Origin of the sequence: Nocardioides sp. YIM 152588, from assembly GCF_040191335.1 — a bacterium.
GTDB lineage: Bacteria > Actinomycetota > Actinomycetes > Propionibacteriales > Nocardioidaceae > Nocardioides.
Window position 1 is genome coordinate 1 of sequence record NZ_JBEGDJ010000012.1, and the last position, 19,540, is coordinate 19,540.

Below are 19,540 nucleotides of genomic sequence, written 5' to 3' on the forward strand. Positions count from 1 at the left end.
GGCCGTCCGGGCGGTGCCCCCGGTCGCGGTGGCGCCCCGGGTCGCGGTGGCGCGGGTGCCGGCGGTGGCGCCGGTGCCGGTGCCCCGGGTCGTCCCGGAGGTTTCGGTGGCGGTCGTCCCGGCGGTGGCCGTCCGGGCCAGCGTGGCCAGACCCAGGGTGCCTTCGGGCGTCCGGGTGGTCCCGCGCGCCGCGGTCGCAAGTCGAAGCGGGCGCGTCGCCAGGAGTTCGAGGCCATGGAGGCCCCGACGATCGGCGGCATGCGGGTCCGCAAGGGCAACGGCGAGACCATCCGGATGGCCCGTGGCTCCTCGCTGACCGACTTCGCGGAGAAGATCGGCGTCGACGCCGCCTCGCTGGTGCAGATGCTGTTCCACCTCGGCGAGATGGTGACCGCCACCCAGTCGGTGGGCGACGAGACCCTGGAGCTGCTCGGCGACGAGCTCAACTACAAGGTCGAGGTCGTCTCGCCCGAGGACGAGGACCGCGAGCTGCTCGAGTCCTTCGACATCGAGTTCGGTGCCGACGAGGGCGACGAGTCCGACCTCGTGGTCCGTCCGCCGGTCGTGACCGTCATGGGTCACGTCGACCACGGTAAGACGAAGCTGCTCGACGCGCTCCGCAACGCCAACGTCGTGGCGGGCGAGGCCGGTGGCATCACCCAGCACATCGGTGCCTACCAGGTGGCCACGGAGGTGGACGGCGACGAGCGCCGGATCACCTTCATCGACACCCCGGGTCACGAGGCGTTCACCGCCATGCGTGCCCGCGGTGCCCAGGCGACCGACATCGCGATCCTGGTGGTCGCGGCCGACGACGGCGTGATGCCGCAGACGATCGAGGCGCTCAACCACGCCAAGGCGGCCGGCGTCCCGATCGTGGTCGCGGTCAACAAGATCGACAAGCCGGAGGCGGACCCGACCAAGGTCCGTGGCCAGCTGTCCGAGTACGGCCTCGTCCCCGAGGAGTACGGCGGCGACGCGATGTTCGTCGACGTCTCGGCCAAGTCGGAGCTGAACCTCGACAAGCTGCTCGAGGCCGTCGTGCTGACCGCCGACGCCTCGCTCGACCTGCGCGCCAACCCGGTGCAGGACGCCCAGGGCCTCGTGGTCGAGGCGCACCTGGACCGCGGTCGCGGTCCGGTCGCCACGATCCTGGTCCAGCGCGGCACCCTGCGGGTCGGCGACTCGATCGTCGCCGGTCCGGCCTACGGCCGCGTGCGGGCGATGCTCGACGAGCACGGCAACGAGCTCGCCGAGGCCGACCCGGCGCGTCCGGCGATGGTCCTGGGCCTCTCGGCGGTGCCGGGCGCGGGTCAGAACTTCATCGTGGTCGAGGACGACCGGATGGCCCGTCAGATCGCCGAGAAGCGCGAGGCGCGCGAGCGTGCCGCGCAGCAGGCGAAGCGCCGGGTCCGCCGTACCCTCGAGGACTTCATGGCCTCCATGGAGAAGGGCGAGAGCCAGGAGCTCAACCTCATCCTCAAGGGCGACGTGTCCGGTTCGGTCGAGGCCCTCGAGGACGCCCTGGCCCAGATCGACGTGGGCGAGGAGGTCAGCCTCCGGGTCATCGACCGCGGCGTCGGCGCGATCACCGAGACCAACGTCGACCTGGCCGCCGCCTCCGACGCCATCATCATCGGCTTCAACGTCCGCCCGCAGGGCAAGGCGGGCCAGATGGCCGACAAGGAAGGCGTGGAGATCCGGTACTACTCGGTCATCTACCAGGCCATCGAGGAGATCGAGGCCGCGCTCAAGGGCATGCTCAAGCCGGAGTACGAGGAGGTCCAGCTCGGCCAGGCCGAGATCCGGGCGATCTTCCGCTCCAGCAAGATCGGCAACATCGCCGGTTGCATGGTCACCAGCGGTCTCATCCGGCGCAACGCCAAGGTCCGGCTGCTCCGCGACGGCGCCGTCATCGCGGACAACCTCGACCTCGCCTCGCTCAAGCGCGAGAAGGACGACGCGTCCGAGGTCCGCGAGGGCTTCGAGTGCGGTCTGGTGCTGCGGAACTTCCAGGACATCAAGGAGGGCGACATCGTCGAGGCCTTCGAGATGAAGGAGATCCCGCGGGCCTGACGGTCCCACCTGGCCAATCCAGGCACAGGGTCGGCAGGAGCTCGCAGTTCGTCTGCGGCTCCTGCCGACTCGCGTTTCCACCCCCGGCTCCCGAGGGAGCCGTCCCTGATAGGACATACCCATGAGCAACCCCAGGTCGCGCAAGATCGCCGACCGGATCCAGGTCATCGTGGCCGAGATGCTCGAGCGCCGGATCAAGGATCCGCGGCTCGGCTTCGTGACCATCACCGAGGTGCGGGTCACCGGCGACAACCAGCAGGCGACCATCTACTACACGGTCCTCGGCGCCGACGCCGACCAGGAGTCGACCGCGACGGCGCTGGAGTCGGCCAAGGGCCTGCTCCGCTCCGAGGTGGGCAAGCAGCTCGGCATGCGGCACGTGCCGACCCTGACGTTCGCCTGGGACGGCGTCCCCGAGACGGCCCGCCACCTCGACGAGGTCCTCGCGAAGGCCAGGGAGGCCGACGCCGAGGTCGCCGCGGTCCGCGAGGGCAAGGCCCACGCCGGCGAGGCCGACCCGTACAAGAAGCCGCGCGAGGACGAGGACCTCGAGGACCTCGACGACGAGGACGACCTCGACGACGAGGGCGCCGGGGCGTGACCGCCTCCGGCCTGGTGGTCGTCGACAAGCCGGGCGGCATCACCAGCCACGGCGTCGTCTCCCGGGTCCGGCGCCTGGCCGGCACCCGCAAGGTGGGCCACGCCGGCACCCTCGACCCGATGGCCACCGGCGTGCTCGTGCTCGGGGTCAACCGGGCCACCCGGCTGCTCGGGCACCTGATGCTCACCGACAAGGTCTACGAGGCCACCATCCGCCTCGGCGTCGCCACCCACACCGACGACGCCGAGGGCGAGGTGGTGGCCACCGTCGACGCCTCCGCGGTGACCGAGGAGCAGATCCGCGCCGCCCTGGCCGCCCAGGTCGGTGAGATCGACCAGGTGCCGACGGCGGTCTCGGCGATCAAGATCGACGGCCGGCGCGCCTACCAGCGGGTCCGGGCCGGCGAGGACGTCGAGATCCCGGCCCGCCGCGTGCGGGTGGACGAGATCGCGGTCTCCCGGGTCGAGCTCGGCGAGGCGCCCGAGGTGGACGTGACGGTGCGCTGCTCCAGCGGCACCTACATCCGGGCGATCGCCCGCGACGCCGGCGCCGCGCTGGGGGTCGGTGGGCACCTGACGGCGCTGCGGCGTACGGCCGTCGGCGGGTTCGGCCTCGACAGCGCCCGGACCCTGGAGCAGCTCGACGCGGAGTTCTCGATGGTCTCCCTCGACGACGCCGCGCGCGCCAGCTTCCCCTCCGTGGACCTCGACCCCGGGCAGGCGCAGGAGGTCCGGTACGGCCGGCGTCTCGACCTGCCGCTGGACGGGCTCACCGCGGTCTTCGACGGCGGCGAGTTCCTGGCGCTGTACGAGCCGAAGGGCGGCCAGGCCCGGCCGGTCGCCGTCTTCGTCGGGTGACGCGTCGCCACGCGGGTCCGCCGGGGCCGGGTCGGCCGGGGAGCGGCGGCGCGATGTGGGAGAGTGAGCGCCGTGCGTGTGTGGCGTGAGCTGAGCGAGGTCCCGACCGACCTGGGACGGACCGCCGTCACCATCGGCAACTTCGACGGCATGCATCTCGGCCACCAGCACGTGGTCCGGCGGGCGCGCGAGGTGGCCGACACGGTCGGCGTGGACCGCGTGGTCGCGGTGACGTTCGCCCCGCACCCGATGGCCGTGCTCCGTCCCGAGCACGCCCCGGCCATGCTGAGCACCGTCGAGCAGCGGCTGCCGATGATGGAGGCGGCCGGCGTCGACGACGTGCTGGTCATCCCGTTCTCGCGCGAGATCGCCGCCTGGACCCCCGACGAGTTCATCGACCGGATCCTGGTCGGCGCGCTGCACGCCCGGGCCGTGGTGGTCGGCGCCAACTTCCGCTTCGGCAACCGCGCGGCCGGCGACTGCAACCTGCTGCGCCGCGCGGGCCTCGAGCACGACTTCGTGCTCGAGGAGGTCACCCTCGACGGCGGGCCGCAGGTGTGGTCCTCCACCTACGTCCGCACCTGCCTCGCGGCGGGCGACGTGACCGGCGCCGCGGAGGCGCTCGGCCGGCCGTTCGCGACGCGCGGCGTGGTCGCGCGCGGCGACGCGCGCGGACGCGAGCTCGGCTACCCGACCGCCAATGTCCCGGTCGCCCCGGGCGCGGCGGCGCCGGCCGACGGCGTGTACGCCGGGTGGCTCACCGTGGCCGACGGGCCGGACGCCGGGGTGACCCACCCCGCGGCGATCAGCGTCGGCACCAACCCCACCTTCGACGGCGACCGCGAGCGGCGGGTCGAGGCCTACGTCCTGGACCGCACCGACCTCGACCTCTACGACCGCGAGGTCGAGGTCGCCTTCGTGGAGCGGCTGCGCGGGATGGTGCGCTTCGCCTCCGTCGAGGCGCTGCTCGAGGCGATGGCCGACGACGTCGCGCGCACCCGCAGCATCGTCGGCGCCTGAGCGGGGTGACGGGGGAGCGGCTCGACGCCGCGGACCGCTGGTTCGAGACGCACGGGCTGCCGTACTTCGTGCCGGAGCGCCGCGCGGACGTGCGTCGCGCCCTGCGGCTGCGGCGGACCCTGCCGCTGGCCGTCCTCGTCGGGCTCGCGGCGGCCGCCGCCGGCGTGGCGCTGGCGGGCCGGCTCGGCGAGCTCAGCGCCGCGCCGGCCACGCTCGTCGCCGTCGGCCTCGGCGTGGCCCTCTGGTACGCGCTGACCGCGCTCCACGCCCGCCAGATCGTGACCTGGGGGCTCGGCCACACCGTCAGCAGCCTGCGGGCACTGCTGCCGCTGACCACGCGCGCCCTGCCGCTGCTGCTGATGGCGATCACGTTCCTCTTCATCAACACCGAGGTGTGGCAGGTGGCGACCAGCCTCACCGTCGGCTCGCTGTGGCTGGTGGTCGTCCTCTTCGCCGCGCTGGCCGTCTCCTTCCTCCTGGTGCGGCTGCCGGAGGAGGTCGACCGCGCCGACGACGCCGTCGACGCCGACCTGCTGCGGCGCGCGTGCGCGGGCACGCCCCTGCAGCAGCCCTGCGAGGACCTGCTCCGGGCCGAGGACGCCGACCCCGCGTCGCACGCGGAGGTGTCGGGCTTCGAGCGCTGGAACCTGATCCTGGTGCTGGTGGTCGTGCACGTGGTGCAGGTGCTGCTGCTCTCGCTGGCCGTCTTCGCGTTCCTGATGGTCTTCGGCACCATCATCATGACCGGGCCGGTGCTCGACGCCTGGCAGACCGACCCGCCGTTCAACCCCGGGCGCGGACTGGTCCAGGTGTCGGTCTTCCTGGCCGCGTTCTCGGGGCTGTACCTGACGGTCTCGACGGTCACCGACGAGGCCTACCGGACCCAGTTCTTCGGCGGCGTGACCCGCGAGCTGGAGCGCGCCGTCGGGGTGCGCGCGGTCTACCTCGCGCTGCGCGCGCGGTCCGTGGAGGTTTGAGGTCCGCTCCTCCAGGCAAGGGTGGAGGTAGCCCGTCGGACCGACGGGGACCGACACACCCGATGCCCCGGACCCGGGGTCCAGGAGGAGAAGACGATGGGATACGGACTGGGAGTGCTGCTGACCGCGGTGGGCCTGATCCTCGCGCTGGCCGTGCAGGACTCGATCGATGCCGTCGACCTGACCATGATCGGCTGGATCCTGACCGGGGCCGGCCTGCTCGTCCTCGTGCTGACCGCGGCGACCGTCGCCCGCGGCCGCCGCTCCGAGGCGGTCACCACCCACGCCGACGGTAGCCACACCGTCACCGAGCGCCGGGACGACCGACCGGTCGGCTGACGCCGCGCCGCCGCCGTACCGACGACGCCCACGCCCCTCGGGGCGTGGGCGTCGTCGCGCGTCGCGGGGTCAGGCGTCGAGGTCCTCCTCGACCAGTGCCGCGATCGTGTCCAGCGCGGACTGGTCGTCGCTGGCCACCTCGACCGTGTCCCCGTTGCCGGCGCCGAGGGTCATGATCATCAGCGAGGAGCTGGCGTCGACGCCGTTGATGGTGACGTCGACACCGAGCTCGCCGGCCTTCTCGGCGATGATCGCGGCGGGGCGGGCGTGCAGGCCGACGGCGGAGCCGACGACGACGGACTTGCTGGGCATGGCGCTCCTTCGGGTGGGGGATGCTGCGGACGGTCGGGCAGGTGGCGGCCGGGGTCAGACGGTCGCGACGTCGGCGTCGCTCTGGCCGATGCTCTTGAGCGCGATCACCGCGACGGCGCCGACCACGGTGCCGACGGCGAGCGCGATCAGGTAGCCGAGGACGTTGTCGACGGCGAACAGCACGAAGATGCCGCCGTGCGGGGCGCGGACGCCGACGTCCATCGCCATCGACAGGCCGCCGGTGACGGCGCTGCCGAGCATGATCCCGGGGATCACGCGCAGCGGGTCGGCGGCCGCGAACGGGATGGCGCCCTCGGTGATGAACGAGGCGCCGAGCAGCCAACCGGCCTTGCCGTTCTCGCGCTCGGGGATCGAGAAGAGACCGGGCCGCACGACGGTGGCCAGCGCCAGCGCGATGGGCGGCACCATCCCGGCCAGCATCACCGCAGCCATGATCTTCAGCTCGGGGGCGTCGGTGGCCAGGGATGCGGCGCCGACGCCGGCGGCCGCGAAGCTGTAGGCGACCTTGTTCAGCGGGCCGCCCATGTCGAAGGCCATCATCAGCCCGAGGATGACGCCGAGCACGACGGCGCTCTCACCGCTCATCGAGTTGAGCCCGTCGGTCAGCTGCTCCATGAGCCAGGCGATGGGGCGTCCGAGAACGACGATCATGATCATGCCGGCGATGATGGTCGTGAACAGCGGGATGATCATCACCGGCATCAGGCCGCGCGCCCAGGAGGGCATCTTCCAGCTCGCGATCCAGTGCGCGATGAGGCCGGCCAGGACGCCGCCGACGATCGCGCCGAGGAAGCCGCTCTGCGGCACCCCGAAGCCGGAGATGTCGGTGACCAGGCCGCCCATCACGAAGCCGGGCGCGATGCCGGGGCGGTCGGCGATGGCGTAGGCGATGTAGCCGGCGAGGGCGGGCACGAAGAACGCGAACGCCACCTTGCCGAGCACGAAGAGCGCCGCACCGAGGTAGGCCATCTCGGCGGACCCGAAGAGGACGTGGTCCAGGCCCGGGTCGGAGTACGCCGCCAGGTCCGGCGGGTTGAACAGGGTCGAGTCCGCCATGACGGCACCGGCGTGGTTGGCGATCTCGTAGCCGCCGAGCAGGAAGCTGATCGCGATCAGCAGGCCGCCCGCGGCGACGAACGGGATCATGTAGGAGACGCCGGTCATCAGCACCCGGCGGGTGCGGGCGCCCCACGACTCCTCGCCGGCGCCGCCCTCGGCGTCCGCGGCCTCGCCCTCCACCTTCGGCGCCGACGCCGGGTCGGCGGCGTAGCGCAGCGCCTCGGCGATCATGGCGTCCGCGTCGTCGATCGGCCGCTTCACCCCGGAGGTGACCATCGGCTTCCCGGCGAAGCGCCCGCGGTCGCGCACGCCGACGTCGACGGCGAAGATCACGGCGCCCGCCCGGGCGATGGTGTCGTGGGCCAGCGGGGTGGCCCCGGCGGAGCCCTGGGTCTCCACCTCGATCTCGACGCCGGCCTTCTCGGCGGCGGCCTCGAGGGCCTCGGCGGCCATGTAGGTGTGGGCGATCCCGGTCGGGCACGCGGTCACGGCGACGAGCGAGGCGGGGGCGCCGGGCTCGCCCGTGGACGGCGGGGCGTCGGGGGCGGCGGTGGTCGCGGCGGGCGCCGCGGCGGCGGCCGCGGCGTGTTCCGCCGCCGGTGCCGGCGCGACCCCGAGCGCCTCGTTGATCAGCGCGACGACCTCGGCCTCGTCGCCGGCCTCGCGCAGCGCCTGGGTGAAGTCCGGCTTGACCAGCGACCGCGCCAGCTGGGTGAGCAGCTGGAGGTGGGTGGCGTCCCCGCCGGCGGGAGCGGCGATGAGGAAGGCCAGGTCGGCGGGGCCGTCCTTGGCGCCGAAGTCGACCGGCGGGTCGAGCCGGGCGAAGGCCAGGGTCGGCTCGTCGACGCCGGCGGTGCGGCAGTGCGGGATGGCGATGCCGCCGGGCAGGCCGGTGGCCGAGGTGTCCTCGCGGGCGAACGCGTCGGCGACGAGCTGCTCGGTGTCGGTGGCCCGCCCGGCGTCGCCGACGATCCCCGCCATCGCCCGGATGACCTCGCGCTTGTCCGCTCCCCAGTCGGCGCCCAGCCGCACCAGGTCGCTGGTGATCAGGTCGTTCACTTCGTACCTCCGATGGCGGTGACTCCGACCAGCTCCGTGCGGAGCTGGTCGGCAGCCGGGATGGTGGTGCCCGGCAGGCTCGCGGCCGCGCTGCCGTAGGCCACGGCGAGCGCGAGACGATCGGGAGCAGGAAGCCCGGTGACGTCACCGAGCAGGTAGCCGAAGAGGCTGCAGTCGCCGGCGCCGACCGTGCTGACCACGGTGGTCGGCGGCGGGCTGGCGTGCCAGGCACCCTCGGCGGTGACGAGGACCGCGCCGTTGCCGCCGAGCGTGGCGAGCACGGCGCCGACGCCGCGGGCGAGGAGCCCGTGCGCGGCCTCGGCCGCCGCGGCCGGGTCCGACTCGAGCACCTCGGGGTCCCCGCCCAGGATCGAGGCCAGCTCCTCGCCGTTGGGCTTCATCAGGTCCGGTGCCGCGGCGGGCATCGCGTCGACGAGCGCGCGGAGCGGCGCCTCGCTGGTGTCGACCGCGACCCGCGCGCCGTGCTGCCGCAGCCGGGTCACCAGGTCGGCGTAGAACCCGGCCGGGGCGCCGGCCGGCAGCGATCCGGCGAGCACCGTCCAGGCGGCGTCCGCCGCGCGCTCGAGCACGGCCTCGGCCATCACCTCGAGGTGCTCGGGGCCGACCCGGGCGCCGGGGGAGTTGAGCTTCGTGGTGGTGCCGTCGGGCTCGGTGATCGTCAGGTTGACCCGGACGTCGCCCGCCGGGTGCACCGGGAGGCAGTCGATGCCGGCGGCGCGCAGCTCGAGGACGAACGGGTCCTCCGGCTCGGCGGGGACTACGGCCATGGTCGGCAGCCCGGCCACGGCGGCGGCGCGGGAGATGTTGACGCCCTTGCCGCCTGCCTGGGCGGTGACGCCGGTGACGCGCTGCACCTGCCCGCGGCACAGCTCGCCGTCCAGCGCGACCGTGCGGTCGATGCTGGGGTTCGGGGTCAGGGTGAGGATCACGCGACCACCACGTCCAGGCCGGTGCGCTCGAGCGCGGCGAGCTCGGCCGCGTCGATCGAGGCGTCGGTGACCAGCGTGTCGACGTCGCTGAGCGACGCGAACCGGACGGCGGTCTCGACGCCGATCTTGCTGGCGTCGGCGAGCACCACCGTCCGGCGCGCGCAGCCGACGATCGCCCGCTTCGCCGCGGCCTCGTCGCGGTCGGGGGTGGTCAGTCCGTGGTCGGCGGTCAACCCGTTGGTGGCCACGAAGGCCACGTCGGCCCGGAGGTCGGCGAGTGCGGCGACGGTGTCGCTGCCCACCGCGGCGTGGGTCGTGGGCCGCACCCGGCCGGGCAGGAGGTGCAGCTCGATCTGGGGCAGGCCGGCGAGACGGGCGGCGACGGGGACCGCGTGGGTCACCACGACCAGGCGGTGGTCGCGGGGGAGTGCCGCGGCGAGCCGCACGGTGGTGGTGCCGGCGTCGAGCACGACGACCGAGTCGGGTGGCGGCAGCAGCTCGAGCGCGGCCGCCGCGATGGCGTCCTTGGCGGTGGCGTTGGCGCCCTCGCGCTCGCCGACGCCGGACTCGATGACGGTGAGGGAGCTGGCCGGCACGGCGCCGCCGTGGACCCGCCGCACGAGCCCCATCCGGTCCAGCGTCGACAGGTCGCGGCGCACGGTCTCGGTCGTGACGGCGTACTCGGTGGCCAGCTGCGCCACCGAGAGGCGGCCGCGCGTGGTGATCAGCTGGGCCATCGCCTGCTGGCGCTCCTCGGCGTACATCGCGTCCTTTCGGCAGAATCTGTGTCTCTGTGGTTTTAGTGCCGAACGTGTTGAGTGTCAAGGATCACGTGGAATAACATGTGACCATGACCACATTCGATTCCGCCACCTCCGCCACGCTCCTGAGGGGCACGCCGGTCGTGCCCGGCGTGGTCGCCGGCCCGGTCGTGCACGTGCGTGACGAGATCTCCCCCGAGGCGATCGAACGCTTCGGCGACGGCGGGTTCGCCGACGCCGACGCCGCGATGGAGGCGTACGACGGCGCGGCGGCCGCGGTCGCCGACGACTTCACCGCCCGCGCGGCCGCCGTCAGCGACGGCGCCGCCGCGGTGCTCACCGCCAGCGCCGGCCTGGCGCGCGACAAGGGCCTGCGGGCGGCGGTGGTCAAGGGGCTGGGGGAGGGCGGTGGGCCGGTGGCCGCCGTGCGTGCCGCTGTCGACCAGTTCGCCACGGTCTTCGCCAGCATGGGTGGGCTGATGGCCGAGCGGGTCACCGACCTGCGCGACATCGAGCGTCGGCTGATCGCCCACCTCGTCGGCGAGCCGCAGCCCGGGGTGCCGGTTCCCGACGAGCCCTCCGTCGTGGTGGCGTCGGACCTCGCACCCAGCGACACCTCGGGGCTCGACCCCGAGCGCGTGCTCGCCCTGGTCACCGAGCGCGGCGGCGCCACCAGCCACACCGCGATCATCGCGCGCCAGCTGGGCATCCCCTGCGTGGCCGGGACCTCCGGCGTGACCGACCTCGATGAGGGCGCCTTCGTCGTCGTCGACGGCGAGGCCGGCACCGTCGAGGTCGGGGCGGACCCCGACGAGGCCGCCCGCCGGGTGGCGGCGAGCCTGGAGCGGCGCGCGGCACTCGCGGCCTGGACCGGACCGGCGGCGACCGCCGACGGCGTACCGGTGAAGCTGCTGGCCAACGTGATCGACGGGCCGTCCGCCGAGCTCGCGGCGAAGGAGCCGGTCACCGGGGTCGGGCTCTTCCGCACCGAGATGTGCTTCCTGGACCGGACCGAGGAGCCGTCGGTGGAGGAGCAGGCCGACATCTATGCCGCCGTCCTGGCGCCCTTCGCCGGCCGGCACCACGTCGTGGTGAGGACGCTGGACGCCGGCTCGGACAAGCCGATCGCGTTCGCCGCGCACGAGGACGAGGAGAACCCGGCGCTGGGCGTGCGCGGCCTGCGGCTCTCCATCGACAACCCGGGGCTCATGGACCGCCAGCTGGATGCCATCGCGCTGGCCGCCGAGCGCACCGGCGCCGAGGCCTGGGTGATGGCCCCGATGGTGGCCACCGTCGACGAGGCGGCCGGCTTCGCCGCGCTGGTCCGCGACCGGGGCCTGCGCGCCGGTGTCATGGTCGAGGTGCCCAGCGCCGCGCTGCTCGCCGACCGGATGCTCGAGGTCGTCGACTTCCTCTCGATCGGCACCAACGACCTCACCCAGTACGCGATGGCGGCGGACCGGATGGCGACCGACCTGGCCTACCTGACCGACCCCTGGCAGCCGGCGGTGCTGCAGCTGATCTCGATGACGGCGCTCGCCGGCGCCGCCGCCGACAAGCCGGTCGGCGTCTGCGGTGAGGCCGCGGCCGACCCGCTGCTGGCCACCGCGCTGATCGGCATGGGGATCACCTCGCTGTCGATGGCGGCCCGGGCCGTCCGGCCCGTCGGCGCCCAGCTCTCGGAGGTCACCCAGGACGTGTGCCGGGCCGCGGCGGACGCCGCGCTGTCGGCCGCCGACCCGATGGCGGGCCGGGCGGCCGTGCGGGAGGTGCTGGGGCACTGATCCGCGGGACGTCGCGGTCGGTCGCCCGCTCGCGGTCCGGGTGACGGCCGGGCCCCGTGGTGGGGCGGGTCGTGTGCCTGAGAGCCCGCTATCCCGATGCCTCAGGCACACGAGGCCGACCCGGTGCCGGGCTACGGCTCGACCGTGACCTTGATGGCCTCGCCCTTGGCGACGATGTCGAAGACGCTCATCACGTCGTCGAGCGGAACGTGGCGGGTGATCAGGTCCTTGACCGGCACCTGACCGGTGGAGATGTACTCCAGCGCCCGCTTGTTGTGCGCCGGGGCGGAGCCGTTCGCGCCGTGCACGTGCAGCTGGCGGTAGTGGATGAGGTTGGAGTCGGCCTTGATGAAGGGGTCGTTCTTGGGCAGGCCGCCGAAGAAGGAGATCCGGCCCTGCCGGGCGGCCATCGAGATCGCCTGCTCCTGCGTGACGTTGGCCGGGGTCGCGGTGATCACCACGTCCGCGCCGCGACCGCCGGTCAGCTCCATGACCGCCTCGACGACGTCGACCTCGGAGGCGTCGATCACGTGGTCGGGGGAGACGGCCTCGGCCGACATCTTCAGCCGCTCGGCGTTGATGTCGACCAGGACGACGGTGCCGACCCTGTGCACGCCGCGGGCGATCCGGATGTGCATGCAGCCGATCGGGCCGGCGCCGAAGACCACGAGGAAGTCGCCCTCCTCGATGCCGAGCTGCTCCTGGGCGTTGATCGCGCAGGCGAACGGCTCGGCGGCCGACGCCTCGTCGAAGCCGACGTTGTCGGGGATCCGGTTGAGCCCGTCGACCTTGAGCACCTGCTCGGGCACCACCATGTACTCGGCGAACCCGCCGTCGTACTGGTAGCCGACGGAGGTCTGGTTCTGGCAGACCTCCATCCAGCCCTTGCGGCACTCGTGGCAGTCGCCGCAGGGCACCGCGGCGATGCACTGGACGCGGTCGCCGACCGCGAAGCCGCCGAGCGCCTCGGCGCCGACCTCGACCACCTCGCCGGCCACCTCGTGGCCCATGGTCGTCTCGCCGGTGATGTTGACGTGGCCGTTGCGCCGGATCTTCACGTCGGTGCCGCAGGTGGAGCAGTTGCGGACACGGATCTTCACCTCCCGCGGGCCGCACTCGGGTTCGGGTACGTCGACCAGTCGGACGTCCTCGGGGGCGAAGAAGCGCAAGGCCTTCATTGGGTGGCTCCTCAGGTGGGGGTCGCGGAGAGTGGGGTGCGTCACTTTCGTCCACCGTAGCCTCGGCCGGCCACCAAAAGCCACACAGTCGGGCACAAAGCGGTGTTGGAACGCTTGGCAATACCCCCGGATGCGTGGTTCACTGCACACATGATGTGACCGGCGTCACTCCGCCGGTTCGGCGCAGAGGAGGAGAAGCATGGCCAGCATCGCCACCGACGACGCCGGCTCCCGCGTGGGAGTCCGGGTGCGCGTCCAGCAGTTCGGGACGTTCCTGTCCGCGATGATCATGCCGAACATCGGCGCGATCATCGCCTGGGGCCTGATCACGGCGTTCTTCATCGACGTGGGCTGGACGCCCAACGAGAAGATCGCGCTGATGGTCGGCCCGATGATCTTCTACCTGCTCCCGATCGTGATCGCCTACACTGGCGGCAAGATCGTCTACGACGTCCGCGGCGGTGTCGTGGGAGCGACCGCGGTGATCGGGGTGATCGTCGCGACCAGCGACCCGATCTTCGTCGGGGACGAGGGCGGATCCCCGATGTTCCTCGGCGCCATGATCATGGGGCCGGTCACGGCGTACCTGATGAAGCGGCTCGACCAGCTCTGGGAGGGCAAGATCCGGCCCGGCTTCGAGATGCTGGTCGACAACTTCTCGGCCGGCATCCTCGCCGGCCTGATGGCCATCGTCGGCATGTTCGCCCTCGCGCCGGTGCTCCGGCAGGTCATCGACTGGCTCGGCAACGCCGTCAACACGCTGGTCGACGCCGGGTTGCTGCCGCTCACCTCGTTGTTCATCGAGCCGGCGAAGGTGATGTTCCTGAACAACGCCATCAACCACGGCGTGCTCACGCCGCTCGGCATCGACGAGGCGGCCGAGGCCGGCAAGTCGGTCCTCTTCCTGCTGGAGGCCAACCCGGGTCCCGGGCTGGGGGTGCTGATGGCCTACACCGTCTTCGGTCGGGGCATCGCCAAGGCGTCGGCGCCGGGTGCGGCGATCATCCAGTTCTTCGGCGGCATCCACGAGGTCTACTTCCCGTTCGTGCTGATGAAGCCGAGGATGATCCTGGCCGCCATCGCCGGCGGCATGACCGGCATCTTCCTCTTCACGCTCTTCGACGTCGGGCTGCGGGCCCCCGCCGCGCCGGGGTCGATCATGGCGGTCTACGCCCAGACGCCCGCGGGTGACTTCGTCGGCATCACGGCCGGCGTGTTCGGCGCGGCCGCCGTCTCCTTCGTGGTCGGCGGCCTGCTGCTCAAGACCGACCGCCGGGCCGACGAGGGCGACCTCGGTGCCGCCACCTCCCAGATGGAGTCGATGAAGGGCAAGAGGTCGATCGCCTCCAGCGCGCTCGCCACGGGCGCGGCGGGCCGCGAGATCCGCTCGATCGTCTTCGCCTGCGACGCCGGGATGGGCTCCTCGGCCATGGGCGCGTCGGTGCTGCGCCGGAAGGTGCAGGGCGCCGGTCACGCCGACGTCACCGTGGTGAACCGGTCGATCGCGAACCTGGACGACAGTGCCGACCTGGTGGTCACCCACCAGGACCTCACGGAGCGGGCGCGGCACCACGCGCCGTCCGCGCTCCACGTCTCGGTCGACAACTTCATGGGCAGTCCGCGGTACGACGAGATCGTCGAGATGCTCGACGCCGGCGGCGCCTCCGAGGACGGGGCCGGCGCCGCGTCCGAGGCGCCCGGCGGGGTCGCGGGCAGCTCCGACGTGCTGGACCCGCAGAGCATCGTGCTCGACGGCGCGGCCCGCACGCTCGACGACGCGATCGCCGAGTCGGGGCGGTTGCTCGTGGAGGCGGGCGCCGTCGCCCCGGCGTACATCGAGGCGATGCACGAGCGGGAGCGCTCGGTCTCGACGTTCATGGGCAACGGCCTGGCCATCCCGCACGGGACGAACGAGGCGAAGGGGTCGATCCGGCGCACGGCGCTGTCGTTCGTCCGGTACCCCGGCGGCATCGACTGGAACGGCAAGCAGGCCCGGTTCGTGGTGGCGATCGCCGGTGCGGGGGACGACCACCTCGAGCTGCTGCGCCGGCTGGCGACGGTCTTCGCGGACCCCGACCAGGTCGCGCGCCTGGACGAGGCCGGCTCCGCCGAGGACGTGCTGGCGGTCCTGGACGGCATCTCCGTCTGAGGCCCTCGCGGTGGACGGGTCCGGCCCTCGGCGGGTCGGACCCGTCCGCCGATTGGGGCCGGGGGTGAGCGCGTTGGTAGTCTTGCTGGGTTGTCCGAACGGGCGACACGCCGTCCAACGGCCGCGGATCGAGAGTGCCCGGGTGAACAGGCCCCGGCGCGCCGCGCAACGAGCGAACCGAGGAGTTCCACATGGCAGTCGGTACCGACGCTGAGACCAAGAAGAAGATCATCGCCGAGTACGCCACCACCGAGGGTGACACCGGTTCGCCGGAGGTGCAGATCGCGCTGCTGAGCCACCGGATCAGCCACCTGACCGAGCACCTCAAGCAGCACAAGCACGACCACCACAGCCGTCGTGGCCTGCTGCTCCTCGTGGGTCAGCGCCGCCGGCTTCTCAACTACCTGAAGAAGACCGAGATCGAGCGCTACCGCTCCATCGTGGAGCGCCTCGGCCTGCGTCGATGAACACGAGCGAAGGGATCCACCACTCCGGTGGGTCCCTTCGCTACATTCATCGGTGGTGCACCCCGCGCGACCCGATCGGGAGCCCGGTGCACCGACAACTGGATACACAACCACTGGAGCGATCCGCGTCACCTACGGGATCGATCCTCGGTAGTGGCTTCCGCTGTGACGCAGCGTGGGCCTCGATCGAAGATCGACCACCTGACGCGGGCGTCGCGGATCGCACCGCGAACGAAAGAGTCATCTGTGACTGAACCCGTCATCTCCGCCGTAGAGACCGTTCTCGACAACGGCAAGTTCGGCACCCGCACCGTCAAGTTCGAGACGGGCCTCCTGGCCCGCCAGGCCGCCGGCTCGGTGAGCGCCTACCTCGACGGTGACACGATGCTGCTGTCGGCGACCACCGCCGGCAAGCACCCCAAGGACCACTTCGACTTCTTCCCCCTGACGATCGACGTCGAGGAGCGGATGTACGCCGCGGGCAAGATCCCCGGCTCGTTCTTCCGCAGCGAGGGCCGCCCGGGCGAGGACGCCATCCTCACCTGCCGCCTGATCGACCGGCCGCTGCGCCCGACCTTCAAGAAGGGTCTGCGCAACGAGGTCCAGGTCGTCATCACCGTGATGGCGCTCAACCCCGACACCCCCTACGACGTGCTCGCGATCAACGCCGCGTCGCTCTCCACCCAGCTCTCCGGCCTGCCGTTCTCCGGCCCGGTCGGCGCGACCCGCGTCGCGCTGATCGACGGCCAGTGGGTCGCGTTCCCGACGCACAGCCAGCTCGAGGACGCCGTCTTCGACATGGTCGTCGCCGGGCGCGTCACCGAGACCGGCGACGTCGCGATCATGATGGTCGAGGCCGAGGCCACCGAGCAGTCGTGGGGCCTGGTCACCTCCGGTGCGCAGGCACCGACCGAGGCGATCGTGGCCAGCGGCCTGGACGCCGCCAAGCCGTTCATCAAGCAGCTGGTCGAGGCGCAGGTCGAGCTCGCCAACGTGGCCGCCAAGCCGGTCCAGGAGTTCCCGATCTTCCTCGACTACGAGGACGACGTCTACGAGGCCGTCGAGGCCGCCGCCAAGGGCGACCTGACCGCCGCGATGAGCATCGCCGACAAGCAGGAGCGCGAGGCGCGCACCGACGAGCTCAAGGCCGAGCTGCTCGAGAAGCTCGCCGGCCAGTTCGAGGGCCGCGAGAAGGAGCTCGGCGCGGCGTTCCGCTCGGTCAACAAGCAGGTCGTGCGCGAGCGCGTGCTCCGCGACAAGATCCGCATCGACGGCCGCGGCCTGGCGGACATCCGCCCGCTGCACGCCGAGGTCGACGTGATCCCGCGGGTCCACGGCTCCTCGCTGTTCGAGCGTGGCGAGACCCAGATCCTGGGTGTCACCACCCTCGACATGCTGAAGATGGAGCAGCAGCTCGACACGCTCTCCCCGGAGACGTCGCGCCGCTACATGCACAAGTACATCTTCCCGCCGTTCTCCACCGGCGAGACCGGCCGCGTCGGCTCCCCGAAGCGTCGCGAGGTCGGCCACGGCGCGCTGGCCCGCCGGGCGCTGCTGCCGGTGCTGCCGAGCCGCGAGGAGTTCCCCTACGCGATCCGTCAGCTCTCCGAGGCGATGGGCTCCAACGGCTCCACCTCGATGGGCTCGGTCTGCGCCTCGTCGCTGGCCCTGATGCAGGCCGGCGTGCCGCTGAAGGCACCGGTCGCGGGCATCGCGATGGGCCTCATCTCCGGCGAGATCGACGGCACGACCGAGTACGTCGCGCTGACCGACATCCTCGGCGCCGAGGACGCCTTCGGCGACATGGACTTCAAGGTCGCCGGCACGAAGGAGTTCGTGACCGCCCTGCAGCTCGACACGAAGCTCGACGGCATCCCCGCCGAGGTGCTCGCGCAGGCCCTGAACCAGGCCAAGGACGCCCGCCTGGCGATCCTCGAGGTCATGGCCGAGGCCATCGACGTGCCCGGCGAGATGTCGCCGACCGCGCCGCGGATCATCACCGTCAAGGTGCCCGTGGACAAGATCGGCGAGGTCATCGGCCCCAAGGGCAAGGTGATCAACCAGATCCAGGAGGACACCGGCGCGAGCGTGTCCATCGAGGACGACGGCACGGTCTACATCGGCGCCACCAACGGCGAGGCCGCCGAGGCGGCCCGGGCCGCGGTCAACGCGATCGCGAACCCGACCATGCCGGAGGTCGGCGAGCGCTACCTCGGCACCGTCGTCAAGACCACCAACTTCGGCGCCTTCGTCGCGCTGCTCCCGGGCAAGGACGGCCTGCTGCACATCAGCAAGCTGCGTGGCCTCGCCGGCGGCAAGCGCGTCGAGAACGTCGAGGACGTCGTCTCGGTCGGCCAGAAGCTCCAGGTCGAGATCGCCGAGATCGACGACCGCGGCAAGCTGTCGCTGGTCCCGGTGGTCGAGGACGCCGAGGGCAGCGAGGCTGCCGACTCGGTGGAGGCGTGATCCCTTCGTGAACCACCCGGTTTCACAGACGGCCGGCCAGCTCGATGCTGGCCGGCCGTCGGCCTTCCCCGACCAGTCCGAGACGGAGGTCGGCGCCGGTCGCGCCAGCACCCGGACGCTGGAGACGGTGCGCGACGCCGCCGGTCAGATCACCTCGCAGGTACGGCGCACGCAGCTGCCCTCGGGCCTGCGGATCGTCACCGAGCAGATGGCCGGCGCGCGGTCGGCCTCGATCGGCGTCTGGATCGGCGTCGGCTCGCGAGACGAGCACGGCGCGACCCACGGCGCCTCCCACTTCCTCGAGCACCTGCTGTTCAAGGGCACGTCCCGGCGCAGCGCGTTCGACATCTCGATCGCGCTGGACGCGGTCGGTGGCGAGTTCAACGCCTTCACCGCCAAGGAGTACACGTGCTTCCACGCGCGGGTGCTCGGTGAGGACCTCCCGCTCGCGGTCGACGTGCTCGGCGACATGATCACCGGCTCGCTGATCGACGTCCACGACGTCGACGCCGAGCGGGACGTGATCCTCGACGAGATCGCGATGCACGAGGACGACCCCGACGACGTCGTGCACAACCTCCTCGCCGAGGTGGCGTGGGGCGAGGAGGCCCCGCTGGGCCGCCCGATCGCCGGCACCACCGCCACGATCGAGGCGATGACCCAGGACCAGATCCAGCGCTTCTACCGGCACCACTACACGCCGGACAACATGGTCATCTCGGTGGCCGGCGCGCTGGACCACGGCGAGGTCGTGCGGGCCGTGCAGCAGGCGTTCGCCCAGCACGACTTCCTGGCCGGGACGGCCGAGCCCAAGGCGTGCCGCGGGGGCGCCCACCGGCCGCGGATCGCGGGCGGCGAGCGCCGCCTGGCGCGCCACTTCGAGCAGGTCAACCTGGTGCTCGGCGTCGAGGGCCCGGCCCGCGACGACGACGAGCGGTTCACCCTCGGCGTGCTCAACACCGCGCTCGGCGGTGGCACCTCGAGCCGGCTCTTCCAGGAGATCCGCGAACGGCGCGGCCTGGCGTACTCGGTCTACTCCTTCGCCAGCCACTACGCCGACTCCGGCCTGGTCGGCGTCGCCGTGGGCTGCCTGCCGAACCGCACCGACGAGGTGCTCGCGGTGGTCCGCCAGCAGCTGGCGGAGATCGCCGCGCACGGCATCACGGCCGAGGAGCTCGCCCGAGGCAAGGGCCAGCTCACCGGCGGCCTGGTGCTCGGTCTGGAGGACTCCGGAGCGCGGATGATGCGGCTGGGCAAGGCCGAGCTGGTGCACACCGAGGTGCTCGGGATCGACGAGGTGATGGCCCGGATCGACGCGGTGACGCTCGAGGACGTGCGACACATCGCCGCCGAGGTCTTCGCTCGTCCGGAGGTGCTGGCGGTGGTGGGCCCGGCCTGACCCCGGGCCCATGGTCGGTGCGACCGGGGACGTTTGGGGCTAGCGTGTCTGGGGAGCCTTGTGCT

Annotated in this window: 16 protein-coding genes; 11 read left to right on the forward strand and 5 right to left on the reverse strand. The window is 72.3% G+C overall.

Going from position 1 to position 19,540, the window contains the following annotated elements; genetic code table 11:
• The 6 genes from infB to ABLM29_RS08285 form a co-directional block, all read left to right on the forward strand.
• The coding region (gene infB / locus ABLM29_RS08260; protein ID WP_349713611.1) for a translation initiation factor IF-2 at positions 1-2,076 on the forward strand (2,076 nt) is incomplete at its 5' end.
• A 121-nt stretch (positions 2,077-2,197) separates the two neighbouring features.
• On the forward strand, positions 2,198-2,677 hold the full coding sequence (rbfA, locus tag ABLM29_RS08265) for a 30S ribosome-binding factor RbfA (RefSeq protein ID WP_349713612.1): 480 nt from the start codon (positions 2,198-2,200) through the stop codon (positions 2,675-2,677).
• Positions 2,674-3,534: a tRNA pseudouridine(55) synthase TruB gene (truB, locus tag ABLM29_RS08270; protein ID WP_349713613.1), complete on the forward strand. Its 861-nt coding sequence runs from the start codon at positions 2,674-2,676 to the stop codon at positions 3,532-3,534. Before rbfA ends, truB begins: the two co-directional genes overlap by 4 nt.
• 72 nt (positions 3,535-3,606) lie before the next feature.
• Complete coding sequence (locus ABLM29_RS08275; RefSeq protein WP_349713614.1) at positions 3,607-4,554, forward strand: bifunctional riboflavin kinase/FAD synthetase; 948 nt, start codon at positions 3,607-3,609, stop codon at positions 4,552-4,554.
• Positions 4,555-4,559: 5 nt separating this feature from the next.
• On the forward strand, positions 4,560-5,531 hold the full coding sequence (locus ABLM29_RS08280; RefSeq protein ID WP_349713615.1) for a hypothetical protein: 972 nt from the start codon (positions 4,560-4,562) through the stop codon (positions 5,529-5,531).
• Positions 5,532-5,627: 96 nt separating this feature from the next.
• Entirely contained in the window at positions 5,628-5,870 is a 243-nt protein-coding gene (locus ABLM29_RS08285; protein WP_349713616.1) for a DUF6458 family protein, read from the forward strand.
• Positions 5,871-5,939: 69 nt separating this feature from the next.
• On the opposite strand, the gene ABLM29_RS08290 is transcribed toward ABLM29_RS08285, so the two are convergent.
• The 4 genes from ABLM29_RS08290 to ABLM29_RS08305 are packed head-to-tail and all read right to left on the reverse strand — an operon-like array spanning position 5,940 to position 10,035.
• The gene (locus tag ABLM29_RS08290) at positions 5,940-6,182 is read right to left on the reverse strand and encodes an HPr family phosphocarrier protein (protein ID WP_349713617.1); all 243 of its coding nucleotides are present in this window, start codon (positions 6,180-6,182) and stop codon (positions 5,940-5,942) included.
• A 54-nt stretch (positions 6,183-6,236) separates the two neighbouring features.
• Positions 6,237-8,321: a PTS fructose transporter subunit IIABC gene (locus ABLM29_RS08295; RefSeq protein ID WP_349713618.1), complete on the reverse strand. Its 2,085-nt coding sequence runs from the start codon at positions 8,319-8,321 to the stop codon at positions 6,237-6,239.
• A complete protein-coding gene (locus tag ABLM29_RS08300) occupies positions 8,318-9,271 on the reverse strand; it encodes a 1-phosphofructokinase family hexose kinase (RefSeq protein WP_349713619.1) in 954 nt (317 codons plus the stop codon). Before ABLM29_RS08300 ends, ABLM29_RS08295 begins: the two co-directional genes overlap by 4 nt.
• Complete coding sequence (locus ABLM29_RS08305; protein ID WP_349713620.1) at positions 9,268-10,035, reverse strand: DeoR/GlpR family DNA-binding transcription regulator; 768 nt, start codon at positions 10,033-10,035, stop codon at positions 9,268-9,270. The genes ABLM29_RS08300 and ABLM29_RS08305 overlap by 4 nt, the downstream gene beginning before the upstream one ends.
• 86 nt (positions 10,036-10,121) lie before the next feature.
• Here ABLM29_RS08305 and ptsP point away from each other — a divergent pair, with 86 nt between their 5' ends.
• Positions 10,122-11,816: a phosphoenolpyruvate--protein phosphotransferase gene (gene ptsP / locus ABLM29_RS08310; RefSeq protein WP_349713621.1), complete on the forward strand. Its 1,695-nt coding sequence runs from the start codon at positions 10,122-10,124 to the stop codon at positions 11,814-11,816.
• 131 nt (positions 11,817-11,947) lie between these two features.
• Here the strand turns inward: ptsP and ABLM29_RS08315 are convergent, their stop codons facing one another.
• Positions 11,948-12,994 carry a zinc-dependent dehydrogenase gene (locus ABLM29_RS08315; RefSeq protein ID WP_349713622.1) on the reverse strand — a complete coding sequence of 349 codons (1,047 nt, stop codon included), beginning with the start codon at positions 12,992-12,994 and terminating at the stop codon, positions 11,948-11,950.
• Between the two features lie 199 nt (positions 12,995-13,193).
• On the opposite strand from ABLM29_RS08315, the gene ABLM29_RS08320 reads away from it, so the two are divergent.
• The 4 genes from ABLM29_RS08320 (at position 13,194) to ABLM29_RS08335 (ending at position 19,475) form a co-directional block, all read left to right on the forward strand.
• Positions 13,194-15,143 carry a PTS mannitol transporter subunit IICBA gene (locus ABLM29_RS08320; RefSeq protein ID WP_349713623.1) on the forward strand — a complete coding sequence of 650 codons (1,950 nt, stop codon included), beginning with the start codon at positions 13,194-13,196 and terminating at the stop codon, positions 15,141-15,143.
• Between the two features lie 191 nt (positions 15,144-15,334).
• Positions 15,335-15,610, forward strand: a complete 276-nt coding sequence (rpsO, locus tag ABLM29_RS08325; protein WP_036542197.1) for a 30S ribosomal protein S15 — start codon at positions 15,335-15,337, stop codon at positions 15,608-15,610.
• Positions 15,611-15,856: 246 nt separating this feature from the next.
• The gene (locus ABLM29_RS08330; RefSeq protein ID WP_349713624.1) at positions 15,857-18,076 is read left to right on the forward strand and encodes a polyribonucleotide nucleotidyltransferase; all 2,220 of its coding nucleotides are present in this window, start codon (positions 15,857-15,859) and stop codon (positions 18,074-18,076) included.
• Between the two features lie 7 nt (positions 18,077-18,083).
• Positions 18,084-19,475: a M16 family metallopeptidase gene (locus ABLM29_RS08335; RefSeq protein WP_349713625.1), complete on the forward strand. Its 1,392-nt coding sequence runs from the start codon at positions 18,084-18,086 to the stop codon at positions 19,473-19,475.
• Positions 19,476-19,540: the final 65 nt, after the last annotated feature.

What these genes read in the sequence shown, in the direction of transcription:
- rbfA (WP_349713612.1), top strand. Translation starts at nt 2,198, where the DNA reads ATGAGCAACCCCAGGTCGCGCAAGATCGCCGACCGGATCCAGGTCATC.
- ABLM29_RS08285 (WP_349713616.1), top strand. Translation starts at nt 5,628, where the DNA reads ATGGGATACGGACTGGGAGTGCTGCTGACCGCGGTGGGCCTGATCCTC.
- ABLM29_RS08290 (WP_349713617.1), bottom strand. Translation starts at nt 6,182, where the DNA reads ATGCCCAGCAAGTCCGTCGTCGTCGGCTCCGCCGTCGGCCTGCACGCC.
- ABLM29_RS08305 (WP_349713620.1), bottom strand. Translation starts at nt 10,035, where the DNA reads ATGTACGCCGAGGAGCGCCAGCAGGCGATGGCCCAGCTGATCACCACG.
- ptsP (WP_349713621.1), top strand. Translation starts at nt 10,122, where the DNA reads ATGACCACATTCGATTCCGCCACCTCCGCCACGCTCCTGAGGGGCACG.
- ABLM29_RS08315 (WP_349713622.1), bottom strand. Translation starts at nt 12,994, where the DNA reads ATGAAGGCCTTGCGCTTCTTCGCCCCCGAGGACGTCCGACTGGTCGAC.
- ABLM29_RS08320 (WP_349713623.1), top strand. Translation starts at nt 13,194, where the DNA reads ATGGCCAGCATCGCCACCGACGACGCCGGCTCCCGCGTGGGAGTCCGG.
- rpsO (WP_036542197.1), top strand. Translation starts at nt 15,335, where the DNA reads ATGGCAGTCGGTACCGACGCTGAGACCAAGAAGAAGATCATCGCCGAG.